Source organism: Streptomyces sp. SID12501 (assembly GCF_010550245.1).
GTDB lineage: Bacteria > Actinomycetota > Actinomycetes > Streptomycetales > Streptomycetaceae > Streptomyces.
In genome coordinates, this window is the sequence record NZ_JAAGLU010000021.1 from 101,149 (window position 1) to 115,747 (window position 14,599).

The window sequence follows — 14,599 nt, forward strand, 5'->3', positions numbered from 1 at the left end:
TCAACGTTCGCGCCCGATCGCGCTCGGGCGCACCTACGTCATCCATTCTGCGGGATGGCCGAGAGGCGCGCGGCCGAGAACAACCGCCACTGCGCGCTACGCACGCTACCTTCTCCAGCGCCCGGGGCCCACACCGACGGGACGGTTCGTGGCGACCGACATCCAACCGTGGCAACTCCGGCCCCCCTTCCGCTGGTCCTTCTCCGGTCCTTCTCCAGTCGTTCTGCGGTCGTTCTGCGGTCTTCCTCGCGTCTCTCACCCACTCTTCCCAGCCCTCGATGGCCGGAAAACACACCACCGAAACCGTCCGAGAGAACTCCGGGAGATCTCCGGGAGATCCCTGAGGGACCCTCATACAGACCCCGAGAGGCCCGCCCAACCCCGTTCTCCCTCACCCCACTCGGCCCCATACGCGCGGTAACCGCGCTAGGTACGCCGTTCTCGGGGCACTATGGCGGGGTGGCAACCGAGAGGTCGTCCCACGACGCCACCGGGACCGGTGGGACCGAGGGGCACAACCGGAGCGGCACCGGCACCAAGAGCGGCCGGCGTGGCGTACGGGACCGGGTGAACGGGTCCGTACGTGCGGTCGGCCATGCCCTGCACCTTCCGGTGACCGGTACGGCCCGGGGAATCCGCAAGGCCACGCACGCGCATGGAGCCGGGGAGTCCGGGCTCGGCAAGCTCATCGAACTGCACGCGGTGAACGGCGCCGGCGACGTCATGATCACCATCGCCCTCGCGTCCACCGTGTTCTTCTCCGTCCCCACCGACGAGGCACGCGGGCGCGTGGCCATCTATCTCGGCATCACCATGGCGCCCTTCACCCTCCTCGCCCCCGTGATCGGCCCCCTCCTCGACCGCCTCCCGCACGGCCGCCGCGCCGCGATGGCCGGCTCGATGCTCGCCCGCGCGCTCCTCGCCCTGCTGCTCGCCGGCGCGGTCGCCACCGGCAGCATCGAGCTGTACCCGGCCGCGCTGGGCGTCCTGGTCGCCTCGAAGGCGTACGGCGTGGTCCGCAGCGCCGTCGTACCCCGTCTCCTCCCACCCGGTTTCTCCCTGGTGAAGGCCAATTCGCGGGTCACGCTGAGCGGGCTGCTCGCCACCGGTCTGGCCGCACCCATCGGCGGCGGGCTCCAGGCCCTCGGGCCGCGCTGGCCGCTCTACGGCGCCTTCGTGATCTTCATCGCGGGTACGTTCCTGTCCTTCACGCTCCCCCACAAGGTGGACTCCGCCAAGGGCGAGGACATCGCCCTGCTGGCGGCGGACGCGGAGCATCTGCACGGCCCGCACCGCAGCGAGACCCTGCGCCGCCCGGGTCTGCGCACGGTCGGTACGGCCGTCACGCACGCCCTGGGCGCGAACGCCGCCCTGCGCTGTCTGTCCGGCTTCCTCATCTTCTTCCTCGCCTTCCTGCTCCGCGAGCACCCGCTGACCGGGGAGAGCGCCGCCTGGTCGCTGGGCATGGTCGCCGTCGCGGCGGGCGTCGGCAACGCGCTCGGCACGGCGGTCGGCGCGGCCGTGAAGCAGCGCGCGCCGGAGCTGATCGTCGTGACGGTCGTCGCCGTGGTCCTCGGCGCGGCGATCGTCGCCGCGATCTTCTTCGGCGCCGCCCTGGTCGCCTGTCTGGCCGCGGTCGCCGGGTTCTGCCAGGCCCTCGCCAAGCTGTCCCTGGACGCGCTGATCCAGCGGGACGTGCCCGAACACGTCCGCTCCTCCGCGTTCGCCCGCTCGGAGACGCTGCTCCAGATGGCCTGGGTGCTCGGCGGCGCGATCGGTATCGCGCTGCCTCTGATCGGGGAGCTGGGCCTCGGGGTGGCCGCCGCGATCGTCGCCACGGGCTGGCTGACCACCGTCAAGGGCCTGATCGGCTCGGCCCGCCACGGGGGCCGGGCCCACCCCCGGGTCGCCTGACGCCGTTCAGCGGGCCTGGACAGTACCTACCGGTGCCCGGCACGCCGTACCCACGTGACAACCGTGCCGCGGGTGCCCGATAGCCTTCGGCCATGACCTCGTTGCGTTCCGCTTCCACTGCGCGCCGTCGCCGCGCTGTTGCCGCCGTCGGCGCCGTTGGTGCCGGACTGCTCGTCCTGTCCGCCTGTGACAAGCCGACGCCGATCTCCACGATCACCGTCGGCACCTCCTCGGTGAGCTCGGAGGCCTCCTGCTACACCGACGGCGACGGTGACGCCAAGGAGCTGAAGACGGCCGCGGTGACCGAGTGCCTCAAGAAGGACACCGCCAAGGACGCGGACGTCAAGAGCATCAAGGTCGACCCTGACGAGAACGTGCGCTTCGGTGTCGACCCGAAGATCGCCGACAAGGGCTGGACGATCCTGCTGAACGGCAACCCGCTGACCGACTCCAGCACCAAGACGTACCGCACGATCCCGGGCAGCGTGTTCTTCAACGCCCAGTACGGCGCCCAGGGCAACTCGACGCTCGTCACCATCAAGGAGGGCGAGACCGACGTCAAGGGTCTGTGGTCGTTCCGGCTGAAGAAGGACTCCTGACGACGTCCGGGGTACGAGTCCTCGTCGCCACCGCGGTTCCGGTCGAACGGGCCGCCGTGGCACAGGCGTTCGACGTCGCTGACGGAAACGCCACCGGACCGTTCAGCTTCACCGGACCGCTCGGCGCCGGCGGCTCGTTCGACGTCATCGCCGCGGGAGTCGGCCCCGCCGCCTCCGCCGCGTCCGTCGCCTCCGCGCTCACCACCGCGGCCCTCCAAGGCACCCCGTACGACCTGGTCGTCTCGGCGGGCATCGCCGGTGGTTTCCAGCCGCAGGCACCGGTCGGCTCGCTGGTCGTCGCCGACGAGATCACCGTCGCCGACCTGGGCGCCGAGACCCCGGAGGGCTTCGTCCCGGTCACCGCACTCGGCTTCGGCGCCGTCACCCACCGTCCGCCGGAAGCACTCGTACGAGATGTCACGGCCGCCACAGGCGCCCGCGCCGGCGCCGTCCTGACCGTCTCCACCGTCACCGGCAGCGCCGAACGCGCCGCCGAGCTGCGCGCCCGGCACCCGAGTGCGCTGGCCGAGGCGATGGAGGGCTTCGGGGTCGCCGAGGCCGCCGCCGCGCACGGTGTGCCGGTGCTGGAGATCAGGGCCGTGTCCAACCCCGTCGGCCCCCGCGACCGCGCCGCGTGGCGCATCGGCGACGCGCTCACGGCCCTGACGGAGGCCTTCGGGAAGCTCGGCCCCGTACTGGAGAGTTGGAACCGACATGAGGACCTCCATGAGCACCCGAGTGACCCCGGAAACTGAACGTCGGCTGCAGATCGCCTACTCGCCCTGCCCGAACGACACCTTCGTCTTCGACGCCTGGGCCCATGGCCGGGTGCCGGGCGCGCCCGCGCTCGACGTGACGTTCGCGGACATCGACATCACCAACGGCATGGCCGAGCGCGGCGAGTTCGACGTACTGAAGGTGTCGTACGCCGTGCTGCCGTACGTCCTCGACGAGTACGCGCTGCTGCCCTGCGGGGGCGCGCTGGGGCGGGGCTGCGGGCCGCTGGTGCTCACCCGGGAGGCCGGGACCGACCTGACGGGGCGCACGGTCGCGGTGCCGAGCGAGCGGTCGACGGCGTACCTGCTGTTCCGGCTGTGGGCGGCGGACACGGTCCCCGGCGGGGTCGGGGAGGTCGTCGTGATGCCGTTCCACGAGATCATGCCCGCCGTGCGGGACGGGAAGGTCGACGCCGGGCTGGTCATCCACGAGGCGCGCTTCACGTACCAGAACTACGGGCTGCACAAGCTGGCGGACATGGGCGAGCACTGGGAGGCGACGACCGGGCTGCCGATCCCGCTCGGCGCGATCATCGCCAAGCGGTCGCTGGGAGCCCGGACGCTGGAGCTGCTGGCCCGGGCCGCCCGGACGTCCGTACGCGCCGCCTGGGACGACCCGGAGGCCTCCAGGGCCTATGTCCTGGAACACGCGCAGGAGATGGACCCGAAGGTGGCCGACCAGCACATCGGGCTGTACGTCAACGAGTTCACCGCCGACCTCGGCGAGGACGGCTATGCGGCGGTCCGGGGGCTGTTGACACGCGCGGCGGCCGAGGGACTGGTACCGCCCCTCGGCTCGAACGCACTCGATTTCCCCTAGGAATCTCCGGAAACGTCCTACACGTCCAACTGGTCGGCGACCGCCCGCAGCAGGCCCGCGATCTTCGCGCCCGAGGTCTTCTCGGGGTAACGGCCCCTTTCCAGCAAAGGCGTGATGTTCTCCAGGACGGTCGTCAAGTCCTGGACGATGGAGGCCAGTTCGTCGGGCTTCTTGCGCTGCGCCGCGGCGACCGACGGGGTCGGGTCCAGGATCACGACGGAAAGTGCCTGGTCACCGCGTTGGCCGGCGACAACTCCGAACTCCACGCGCTGGCCCGGCTTGAGGGCGTCGACTCCGGCGGGCAGGACCGAGGAATGGACGAAGACGTCACCGCCGTCATCGCGGGAGAGAAAGCCGAAACCCTTCTCACTGTTGAACCACTTGACCTTGCCGGTAGGCACGTCTGTTCCTCGTCCTCGTACTCGTCGGAAAACTGCTTCGGGCTGTTTGAATCTGCTACGAAGTGCTTCGAAGCGCTTCGAACTGCTGGCGGGAAAACGGGTCTTGATAGCACTGGGGCGGGTCGTGTGACCCGCCGGTACCAAGGCTAATGGTCCCTAGGCCGGTGACAAGACGTCGCCGGGTTGTTCCTTCGGGCAGGGAACTACCCTGGTCGAGTGCGTGACAAAACCCAAACGAATTCCGCTGCGGCCGGAGATCGGCTGATCCGTGTCGGTGCCATCGTGTTCTTCGTCGGCGCGGTGGCCACTTTGGTCACCGTGGCCCCATTCCTCCTCGGGACGACGCCATTCCCGACGTACATGTTCGGCTTGAGCATGTTGATGGGCGTCGGCTTTCTCGTCGCGGGCGCCGGGGTGCTCCGGTCGGCGGCCGAGGGCCGCCGTCAGGCGCGGGCCGCCACACCTCGGTAGGAGGCCAGCCAGTCCGGGAAGCGGGTGAGGTCGTCGAGGACGACGTCCGCGCCCGCCTCGCGCAGCTCAGCGGCGTCGCAGGGCCCGGTGGGCACCGCCACCGACAGGGCACTTGCGGCCCGCGCGCCACGTACGTCTCCGACGTGATCGCCGACGTACACGCTCGCGCCCTGCTCGCGCAGGGCCACCGCCTTCTGCTCGGCCCACAGGTTTCCGATGACCGCGTCGGGCTCGATGCCGAGGTGTTCGAGGTGCAGCTTGGCGTTCGGCTCGTACTTGGCGGTGACGACGATCGCCCGCCCGCCGCACTCCCGTACGGCCGCGATCGCCTCGCGGGCGCCGGTCATCGCGGGGGTCGCGGTGATGGCGATGGCCGGATACATCGCACGGTAGAGGTCGCTCATGGCCGCGACCTGATCGGCCGGAAACCACTGCACGAGCTCGTCCGCGAGGGGTGGCCCGAGCCGGGTCACGGCCAGATCGGCGTCGATGTACGTGCCCGTCCGCTCGGCGAGCGCCAGATAGCAGGCGTGGATGCCGGGGCGGGAGTCGATGAGGGTCATGTCGAGGTCGAACCCGACGGTGAGCGCGCCGGAGGGCGTCGGCGAGGGCATCGATGTCATATGCACCATTGTGCGGGAGCGGACAGAACGAGAAACGGGGGCTGCGAGGGCTGCGGGGGCGGTCAGCGCCGGCGCTGGGAGCGCCAGACGAGGAACAGGGCGGAGACGATCGCGGCGCCCTTCACCACCCACGGCCAGGTCTGGCCGATGGCCTCGTTCATGTGCCCCTCGGCGATGGGGTCGCCCCAGCGGCCCCGCGTACGCCCCCACAGCCACCCGGCACCGGCCGCGACCGCCGCTCCGGGCAGGTACACGACCGCCCACTTGGTCTCGGCCTGGGAGAGCCGGCGCGAGGCGTAGGCGATGGCCCAGCCGACGAGGAGGGCGTAGATGTTGCCGAGGACCGCTCCCGCGACGAGGAGGCCGGCGGCGAGCAGGAGCAGCGGGTTGCTCCAGCTGCCGGAGGGGAGGGGGAGGCGCAGCCGTCGCAGCCGTCGACGGGGGGCGTCCGCGATCTCGTCCTCGGCGTCCCCTTCGACAGCGGACGCGTCGTCCTCGGTGGCCTCGACGGCCTCGTCCGTCGGCTTCGGCTGCGGCTTCTGCGGCCTGGGCGGCTTGAGGAGGTCGGGGATCTCCACCCCGCCGACGAACCCGGCCGGGAGGCTGTCCGTGTCCGTGAGCGGGCCCGTGCGGCCGGCCAGCCACCAGTCCGCGTCCCCGAGCTCGTCCGTACCCGCGAGATGGGGCGGGGCGGGGTCGCCGCCCATGGGAAACGGAGCGAATGGCTCCGCTACGCCCGCTTCCTTGCCGGCCTCCGCCGGACGCGGGCGCGGTACGAGTCGCCCGAGCCCCTTGCCCTTGCGCTGCGGCTCCTCGCGGTCACGCTGTACGGGTACGGAGGTACGCGGCGCCTCGGGCGCGCCGGGCACACCGGGACCGGGGCCCGCGCCGGCCACGACCTCGTCCGGGCTGCCGATGCGGTCGAGGATGCGGCGTACGGAGGCGGGGCTGTCGACCGTGGCCCTGGAGCGGCGCCGGTCGATCTCCGCCCGCAGCCCCGAGACGAGGCGCATCCGCTCGCCGGACGGCAACTGCCGCTGCTGGGCCAGGTCTCCGACCCTGCTCAGATACTCGTAGACGACCTGGTCGCTCTCGATACCCACACGGTCAGACGTTACCGGCATATTCAGCCCGTCCGGCGCTTGAGGACGAGGCCCCTTCAGGGCCGAAGCGGGGGTCTGGGGGCGCAGCCCCCAGTGACGTCCACACCGACCGACCCGCACCGACAAAGGACACCTCACCGCACCCACCCGCTACCGTTGGCGGGATGAGCACCGAGGAGACACCGGCGCCGCGTTCCCTCGCGGAGGCGCTTCGCGCGCGGGACGACGCATCGCTCGCCGCGCTGCTGCGCACGCGGCCGGACCTCATCACCCCCGTCCCCACCGACCTCACCCAGCTGGCCACCCGCGCCGGCACCCGCGCGTCGGTCGTACGCGCCCTGGAACGCCTGGACCGGTTCACGCTCCAGACGGCGCAGGCGCTGGCCGTGTCCCCGGACCCGGCGGCGTACGACGGTCTGCTGGCCCTCCTCGCGGGTGACGCGGCCGACCCCAGCGTCACGGCGGCCCTCCCCCGAGCCCTCACCTCGCTGCGCGAGCAGGCGCTGGTGTGGGGCGGTACGGACCGGCTGCGTCTCGTCCGCACCGCCCGTGAGCTGCTGGCACCCTCGCCGCAGCATCCGTCACCGACGGGGCTCGGGCCGACCGTCGCGGAGGCGACGGCGGGGATGTCGCCGGGCCGGGTGCAGGAGATCGTGGCGGCGGCGGGGCTCACGTCGACGCACGACGCGGTGAGCGCGGTCGCCTCGCTCACCGCCCTGTTCACCGACCGCAGGCGGATGGCCGCGCTGCTCGACAGCGCCGCCCCGGACTCCGTGGACGTGCTCCGGCGCCTCGTCTGGGGCCCGCCGTACGGCCAGATCACCGCTGAGCCGGCCGCGCACCTGCGCTGGCTGCTGGACCGGGGGCTCCTGCTCGCCACCGCGCCCGGCACCGTCGTACTGCCGCGCGAGGTGGCCCTGCATCTGCGCGAGGGCCGGGCGCACCGTACGACCGAGCCGTTGCCGCCCGGGGTCGAGCCCGCCGCGACCCATCGTCCACAGGTTGTGGACAACGCGGCGGCCGGGCAGGCGTACACCGCGCTCGCGACCGTCGAGGAGCTGCTGAAGGACTGGGACGAGGGCGGCCCGGCGGTGCTGCGGGCCGGCGGGCTGAGCGTCCGCGACCTCAAGCGGACGGCCGTCGCCCTGGACGTGTCCGAGCCGGTGGCCGCGTTCTGGGTCGAACTCGCCTACGCGGCAGGCCTGTTGGCGTCCGACGGCGAGACCGACGAGCGGTACGCGGCGACCCCCGCGTACGACGAGTGGCTGGAGTGGCCCTCGGGCCGGCGCTGGGCGCGGCTCGCGGAGGCGTGGCTGACGGCGACCCGGACGCCCGGAGTGATCGGCGGCCGGGACGCCAAGGACCGCACGCTGTCCGCCCTCGGCCCGGCCCTGGACCGGTCGGCCGCGCCGGAGGTACGGCACCGGGTGCTGGCCCTGCTGGCCGCCCTCCCGGAGGGCACGTCCCCGACCGTCGAGTCGGTGCTGGCCCGCCTGCACTGGGAGCGTCCGACGCGCGGCCCGCAGCAGGACCGGGCGGGCGACGAGGACCTGCGCACCAGGCTCGCCCGCTGGACCCTGGCAGAGGCGGAGTCGCTGGGCGTCACGGGCCGGGGGGCACTGTCGTCCCAGGGCCGGGCGCTGCTGGGCGCCCCCGCCGCGCCGGTGAAGGCGGCCGAGCAGCCGACCGGCCCCGGCGACAAACTCCCGGTCCACCACCATCACGACCACACCCACTCCCACCCGCACTCCCACGCGCACACCCTCGAACCCCTCTCGGCGTCCGAGCAGGCCGTCGCCTCCGCCACCGCCGCCCGGCTGCTCACCCCGCTGCTCCCCGAGCCGCTCGACCACGTCCTCCTCCAGGCGGACCTGACGGCGGTGGCCCCGGGCCCTCTCAAGCGCCCCCTGGCCGACATGCTCGGCGTGCTCGCGGACGTCGAGTCGAAGGGCGGCGCGACGGTCTACCGCTTCACCCCGGGTTCCGTACGCCGCGCCCTGGACGCCGGCCGCTCCGCCTCCGACCTGCACGACTTCCTGACCGCCCACTCCCGTACGCCGGTCCCGCAGCCCCTCGCCTACCTCATCGACGACGTGGCGCGCAGGCACGGACACCTGCGGATCGGCGTGGCCTCGGCCTACGTGCGCTGCGACGACGACGCGGTGCTCAGCGAGATCCTCGCCGACAAGCGGTCCGCGAACCTGCGTCTGCGGCGCCTGGCGCCCACGGTGCTGGCCGCGCAGGCCGACCCTGCGACGCTCCTCGACGGGCTGCGCGGCATGGGCTTCGCGCCGGCCGCCGAGTCCGCCGAGGGTGACGTCCTGATCACCCGCGCCCACTCCCACCGCACCCCGCCCCGCACAGCCCCGGACCCGGTACCGGACGGCCCCCCGGCCCCCGACAACACGCTCCTCTCGGCGGCGATCCGGGCGATCAGGGCGGGCGACCTCGCCTCGACGACCCCGCGCAAACCGACGGAGACCCCGGCCCCGAACGGCGACCTCCCGCGCACCAGCCCTCCCGAGACCCTGGCCACCATGCAGGCCGCCGTCATGACCGGCGAGGCCGTGTGGATCGGCTACGTCAACGCCGAGGGCGCCGCCAGCCAGCGCGTCATCGCCCCCATCCGCGTGGAGGGCGGCTTCGTGACGGCGTACGACCACACGGCGGACGAGGTACGGACGTATCCGCTGCACCGGGTCACAGGGGTCGCGGAACTGGCGGACGACCAGCCGTAGGGGCGCCCAGGGCCGCTGGTGGGGCATCCGGTCAGCAGGCGACGACCCTGGCGTCCGCGGGCAGGCCGAAGTGGGCTCGGGCGGCGGTCTCCAGGGCGGTGGACGACATCGAGTCGTCGGTGCCGGACTCGGCGAAGTAACTGAAGTGGTCCTCCATCCACTCCGCGTACCCGGCGCCGTCCGGCGGCTCCTCCCGCGACACGACCCGGTAGTCGCCGTCCGCCGCCCGCTCCAGCCGCAGCACCTGCGGGTACCGGAAGCCGCCGCACTCCACCAGGGCACCCGCGCGGACCCCGTACTCCATGCACAGGGTGTTGACGCCTGCCCGTACGACACCGTCGCCGTCCTCGCCGAGGTCCAGCGGCTCCGCCCGGCAGAACCACCGCACCCTGCTGCCGGGCACCGTCTCCTCGTACCCGCTGCCCCGCGAGTCGGCCACAAGCCGGGTCTCGATCACCGGCCGCACCTCGTCCCAGAGGCGGGCGTCGACGCCCGCCGGCCACAGCACCCACGCCCCCGTCGCCACCAGCACCGTCACGGCTCCCAGCCCCGACGCCCATCTCCCCACCGACCGCACCACGAACTCCCTCCCCGCGCCGCGTCCCCGCGCCGCTCCCGCCGTACCAGACACTCAGCCCGGCCCCGGGGTTGCCTGTCAGGCCCGTCGGCTGTGGTCCGCTGTGATCAGCCGCTGTGACTCGCACCCCGCCGTGACCGTCCGCCGGTAGGGCACACTGGACGTTTGGCCGCAGGCCGTACGGAAGGGATGTGCACGTACGTGAATGGTCCACTCATCGTCCAGTCGGACAAAACCCTGCTCCTGGAGGTCGACCACGAGCAGGCCGGCGAATGCCGTCGGGCCATCGCACCGTTCGCCGAGCTGGAGCGGGCGCCGGAGCACATCCACACCTACCGGGTGACCCCGCTGGGCCTGTGGAACGCGCGGGCCGCCGGGCACGACGCCGAGCAGGTCGTCGACGCGCTCGTGCACTTCAGCCGCTACCCGGTGCCGCACGCGCTGCTCGTCGACATCGCCGAGACGATGGACCGCTACGGCAGGCTGACCCTCTCCAAGCATCCGGCGCACGGGCTGGTCCTCACGACCACCGACCGTCCCGTGCTCGAGGAGATTCTGCGCTCCAAGCGGATCATCCCGCTCGTCGGCGCCCGGCTCGACCCCGACACCGTGGCCGTGCACCCCTCCGAGCGCGGGCAGATCAAGCAGGTGCTGCTGAAGCTGGGCTGGCCGGCCGAGGACCTCGCCGGGTACGTCGACGGCGAGGCGCACGAGATCGCACTGGCCGAGGACGGGTGGGCGCTGCGCCCCTACCAGCAGCAGGCCGTGGAGAACTTCTGGCACGGCGGCAGCGGAGTGGTCGTCCTCCCCTGCGGGGCGGGGAAGACGCTGGTCGGGGCCGGTTCCATGGCCCAGGCGAAGGCCACCACGCTCATCCTCGTCACGAACACCGTCTCGGCCCGGCAGTGGAAGCACGAGCTGGTGAAGCGGACGTCGCTGACCGAGGAGGAGATCGGCGAGTACAGCGGGACCCGCAAGGAGATCCGGCCGGTCACCATCGCGACCTACCAGGTGCTCACGACCCGGCGTAAGGGCGTCTATCCGCACCTGGAGCTGTTCGACTCCCGCGACTGGGGCCTGATCATCTACGACGAGGTGCATCTGCTGCCCGCGCCCGTCTTCAAGTTCACCGCCGATCTGCAGGCCAGGCGGCGGCTCGGGCTGACCGCGACCCTCGTACGGGAGGACGGGCGCGAGTCCGACGTCTTCTCGCTCATCGGGCCGAAGCGGTTCGACGCGCCCTGGAAGGAGATCGAGGCGCAGGGCTACATCGCGCCCGCCGACTGTGTGGAGGTCAGGGTCAACCTGACGGAGTCGGAGCGGCTCGCGTACGCCACCGCCGAGACCGAGGAGAAGTACCGCTTCTGCGCGACCACCGTGACCAAGCGCAAGGTCACGGAGGCGATCGTGCGGCGCTTCGCCGGACAGCAGATCCTCGTCATCGGCCAGTACATCGACCAGCTCGACGAACTGGGTGAGCACCTGAACGCGCCCGTCATCAAGGGCGAGACGCCGAACTCGCAGCGCGAGAAGCTCTTCGACGCGTTCCGTCAGGGTGAGATCAGCGTGCTGGTGGTGTCCAAGGTCGCGAACTTCTCGATCGACCTGCCGGAGGCCACCGTGGCCATCCAGGTCTCGGGGACCTTCGGGTCACGCCAGGAGGAGGCTCAGCGGCTGGGGCGCGTACTGCGGCCGAAGGCCGACGGGCACAAGGCCCACTTCTACTCGGTGGTCGCCCGGGACACCCTCGACCAGGACTTCGCCGCGCACCGCCAGCGGTTCCTGGCGGAACAGGGATACGCGTACCGGATCATGGACGCGGACGAGCTGCTGGCCGGGGACGCAGGAGGCGCCGAGGGCACGGACGGAGCTTCGGGCTGAGGGGTACGCCGCTCACCTGCGGCGCACTCCCGCCTCCTCGCCGTACTCGCCGAGGAGTACGACGCTCAGGGTGGCGCCCGCGAACACCCTGACGGCGCGGAGGGTGTCGCCGAAGGGGTGCCGGTGGCCGCCCCGCACGGGGGTGCCACCGGAGCGGACGGAAGCCACGGAGGCTACGGACGCGGAGGTGAAGGCTGCTGCGCTCATGTATCCATGGTTGCTTCCGGGGGCGCCGATGCCATCGGCCTGCGGGCCGAACCTCCGTCGTCCCCCTGTACGACTCCGGGTGGACGTCTCCCCCACAGGAAGGTGGAGTCCGTCCCCTAGGGGACCGCGGACGCCGTACACCGGATATCCGGATATTGATTGGCCTCAGCCTCCTCCCGTCCCCTAGGCTCTCCGCTCTTGCCCGCCTCCCGTCGTGGAGCGCCGCCGCCCGGTCGGAAACCGGTCGGCTTCTCGACGTCACACCCAGCAGCAGGTACGCACGCGTACGCAGCAGGTATCCGGAGGCACCACCTTGTCCAGCCCCGTTCCCGACCTCGTTTCCGACCCCGTTTCCGACGGCCCCCTCGGCCGCGAACGCTCCCATCTCAGCGACTCCCGGGCAGCCCTCCGTGCCATGCGTGAGGACGCGGAGTCCCTCGACATCAAGGACGTCACCGCGAACTGGGTCAACGCGGCGGTCCTCTCCCGCCAGATCGGGGAGCGGATCAAGACCCTCGCCGACCTCAGCCACACCCCGCTGTTCTTCGGCCGCCTCGACTACCTGCACGCTCCCGGCGCCGAGCAGGCCGAGGGCGCGGAGGGGGAGCAGTTCTACATCGGGCGTCGGCATGTCCACGACGCCGACGGCGACCCCATGGTCATCGACTGGCGCGCGCCGGTGTCCCAGCCGTTCTACCGGGCCTCGAAGACGGACCCGATGGACGTCGCCCTGCGCCGCCGGTTCGGGTACACCGGCGGGGACCTCACGGCGTACGAGGACGAGCACCTCTCCGACCCCAGCGAGTCGGCCGCCACCAGCAAGCTGCTCCAGCAGGAGATCGAGCGCCCGCGCGTGGGCCCGATGCGCGACATCGTGGCCACCATCCAGCCCGAGCAGGACGAGATCGTACGCAGCGGGCTGGGCGGCTCGGTGTGCGTGCAGGGGGGTCCCGGCACCGGGAAGACGGCCGTCGGTCTGCACCGGGTCGCCTATCTCCTCTACGCCCACCGCGACCGACTGGCCCGCACCGGCACCCTCGTCATCGGGCCGAACAGCTCCTTCCTCCACTACATCGAGCAAGTGCTGCCCGCACTGGGCGAGTTGGAGGTCAAGCAGGCCACCGTCGACGACCTGGTCGCCCATGTCGAGGTGAACGGCACCGACGACGCGCCGGCGGCGATCGTCAAGGGCGACGCGAGGATGGCGGACGTCCTGCGCAATGCCGTCTACTCCCACGTGACCCTGCCCACCGAGCCCGTGATGGTCGTACGGGGGTCCAGGCGCTGGCGCGTCCCGGCGTACGAACTCGAGGTCATCGTCCGGGAGTTGCTGGACCGTGGGATTCGTTACGGTGCAGCCCGCGAGGCCCTGCCGCAGCGCATCGCGCACATGGTGCTGGTGCAGATGGAACGGTCGGGCGAGGCCCCGGACGACCGTGTGCAGGACGCCGTCGCCCGCAACCCGGCGGTGAAGGCCACCGTAAAGGCGGTCTGGCCACCCGTCGACCCCGCGAAACTCGTCCTGCGCCTGCTCACCGACGCCGACTTCCTCGCCGTGCACGCGGCCGGAATCCTCGACGAGGACGAGCAGAAGGAGATCCTCCGGGCGAAGCCCGTACGGTCGGTGAAGTCGGCCAAGTGGTCCGCTGCGGACGCCGTGTTGATCGACGAGACGATCGACCTGGTCCAGCGCACGCACTCCCTCGGGCATGTCGTCCTCGACGAGGCGCAGGACCTCTCACCGATGCAGTACCGGGCGGTGGGCCGACGCTGCACGACCGGCTCGGCGACCGTCCTCGGCGACCTCGCGCAGGGCACCACGCCCTGGGCGACGCGGAGTTGGGAGGAGGCGCTGGGTCACCTGGGCAAGTCGGACGCGGTGGTGGAGGAACTGACGGCGGGCTTCCGCGTCCCGACCGACGTGATCACCTATGCCTCACGCCTGCTGCCGCACATCGCGCCGGGTCTGACGCCGGTGGCGTCGGTGCGCGAGAACCCGGGGTTCTTCGACGTACGGCCGATCAGCGGCGTGGCTGAAGTGGTGGCCGCCTGCGAGGAGTTGCTGCGCAACGAGGGCTCGACGGGCCTGATCGCGGCGGACGCCCGTATCCCGGCACTGGCGGAGGCCCTGACGGCGGCGGGCCTCGGCCACCTCTCCCCGGGAGAGGAGACGACACACGAGACCCGGCTGACCCTGGTCCCCGCGTCCCTCGCGAAGGGCCTGGAGTACGACTACGTGGTCCTGGACGAACCCCAGGCCGTGGTGGACGCCGAGCCCGACGAACGCACGGGCCTGCGACGCCTGTACGTGTCCCTGACCCGAGCGGTGTCGGGCCTGATCGTGGTGCACGCGGCGCCACTGCCGGGCGAGCTGGCCTAGGCATTTCAGCCCGTCCGGCGCTTGAGGACGAGGCTCCTTCAGGGCCGAAGCGGGGGTCTGGGGGCGGCAGCCCCCAGGGATGGGACGGGTAGGGGCGGCGGGGGCGAAA

At 72.0% G+C, this 14,599-nt stretch carries 13 protein-coding genes; 8 read left to right on the plus strand and 5 right to left on the minus strand.

The window, feature by feature from the left end; genetic code table 11:
- Nucleotides 1-567 precede the first annotated feature (567 nt).
- The 4 genes from G3I71_RS25130 to G3I71_RS25145 all read left to right on the plus strand — a co-directional run bounded on the left by G3I71_RS25130 (nt 568) and on the right by G3I71_RS25145 (nt 4,109).
- Nucleotides 568-1,914: an MFS transporter gene (locus tag G3I71_RS25130; protein WP_164317651.1), complete on the plus strand. Its 1,347-nt coding sequence runs from the start codon at nt 568-570 to the stop codon at nt 1,912-1,914.
- A gap of 92 nt (nt 1,915-2,006) precedes the next feature.
- Nucleotides 2,007-2,513, plus strand: a complete 507-nt coding sequence (locus G3I71_RS25135) for a DUF2771 domain-containing protein (RefSeq protein ID WP_164317502.1) — start codon at nt 2,007-2,009, stop codon at nt 2,511-2,513.
- The gene (locus tag G3I71_RS25140) at nt 2,483-3,268 is read left to right on the plus strand and encodes a futalosine hydrolase (RefSeq protein WP_164317504.1); all 786 of its coding nucleotides are present in this window, start codon (nt 2,483-2,485) and stop codon (nt 3,266-3,268) included. The genes G3I71_RS25135 and G3I71_RS25140 overlap by 31 nt, the downstream gene beginning before the upstream one ends.
- Complete coding sequence (locus tag G3I71_RS25145) at nt 3,240-4,109, plus strand: 1,4-dihydroxy-6-naphthoate synthase (RefSeq protein ID WP_203731268.1); 870 nt, start codon at nt 3,240-3,242, stop codon at nt 4,107-4,109. Before G3I71_RS25140 ends, G3I71_RS25145 begins: the two co-directional genes overlap by 29 nt.
- A gap of 17 nt (nt 4,110-4,126) precedes the next feature.
- On the opposite strand, the gene G3I71_RS52315 is transcribed toward G3I71_RS25145, so the two are convergent.
- Nucleotides 4,127-4,510 carry a cold-shock protein gene (locus G3I71_RS52315; RefSeq protein WP_164317505.1) on the minus strand — a complete coding sequence of 128 codons (384 nt, stop codon included), beginning with the start codon at nt 4,508-4,510 and terminating at the stop codon, nt 4,127-4,129.
- A 216-nt stretch (nt 4,511-4,726) separates the two neighbouring features.
- Here G3I71_RS52315 and G3I71_RS25155 point away from each other — a divergent pair, with 216 nt between their 5' ends.
- A complete protein-coding gene (locus tag G3I71_RS25155) occupies nt 4,727-4,981 on the plus strand; it encodes a hypothetical protein (protein WP_164317507.1) in 255 nt (84 codons plus the stop codon).
- Here G3I71_RS25155 and G3I71_RS25160 read toward each other — a convergent pair.
- The gene (locus G3I71_RS25160; RefSeq protein ID WP_203731272.1) at nt 4,954-5,604 is read right to left on the minus strand and encodes an HAD family hydrolase; all 651 of its coding nucleotides are present in this window, start codon (nt 5,602-5,604) and stop codon (nt 4,954-4,956) included. The two genes, G3I71_RS25155 and G3I71_RS25160, sit on opposite strands and share 28 nt — an antisense overlap.
- Before the next feature lie 62 nt (nt 5,605-5,666).
- Nucleotides 5,667-6,707 (minus strand): hypothetical protein, encoded by a 1,041-nt coding sequence (locus tag G3I71_RS25165; protein ID WP_164317512.1) that lies wholly within the window; start codon nt 6,705-6,707, stop codon nt 5,667-5,669.
- A 164-nt stretch (nt 6,708-6,871) separates the two neighbouring features.
- Here G3I71_RS25165 and G3I71_RS25170 point away from each other — a divergent pair, with 164 nt between their 5' ends.
- On the plus strand, nt 6,872-9,445 hold the full coding sequence (locus G3I71_RS25170) for a helicase C-terminal domain-containing protein (RefSeq protein ID WP_164317514.1): 2,574 nt from the start codon (nt 6,872-6,874) through the stop codon (nt 9,443-9,445).
- Between the two features lie 31 nt (nt 9,446-9,476).
- Here G3I71_RS25170 and G3I71_RS25175 read toward each other — a convergent pair whose 3' ends face one another.
- A complete protein-coding gene (locus G3I71_RS25175; RefSeq protein WP_343243073.1) occupies nt 9,477-10,025 on the minus strand; it encodes a hypothetical protein in 549 nt (182 codons plus the stop codon).
- A 198-nt stretch (nt 10,026-10,223) separates the two neighbouring features.
- On the opposite strand from G3I71_RS25175, the gene G3I71_RS25180 reads away from it, so the two are divergent.
- Entirely contained in the window at nt 10,224-11,903 is a 1,680-nt protein-coding gene (locus tag G3I71_RS25180; protein ID WP_164317516.1) for a DNA repair helicase XPB, read from the plus strand.
- A 12-nt stretch (nt 11,904-11,915) separates the two neighbouring features.
- Here G3I71_RS25180 and G3I71_RS25185 read toward each other — a convergent pair whose 3' ends face one another.
- Complete coding sequence (locus G3I71_RS25185) at nt 11,916-12,110, minus strand: hypothetical protein (protein WP_164317518.1); 195 nt, start codon at nt 12,108-12,110, stop codon at nt 11,916-11,918.
- A 313-nt stretch (nt 12,111-12,423) separates the two neighbouring features.
- Between G3I71_RS25185 and G3I71_RS25190 the strand changes: the two genes are divergently transcribed.
- Nucleotides 12,424-14,490, plus strand: a complete 2,067-nt coding sequence (locus G3I71_RS25190) for an ATP-binding domain-containing protein (protein WP_164317520.1) — start codon at nt 12,424-12,426, stop codon at nt 14,488-14,490.
- Nucleotides 14,491-14,599: the final 109 nt, after the last annotated feature.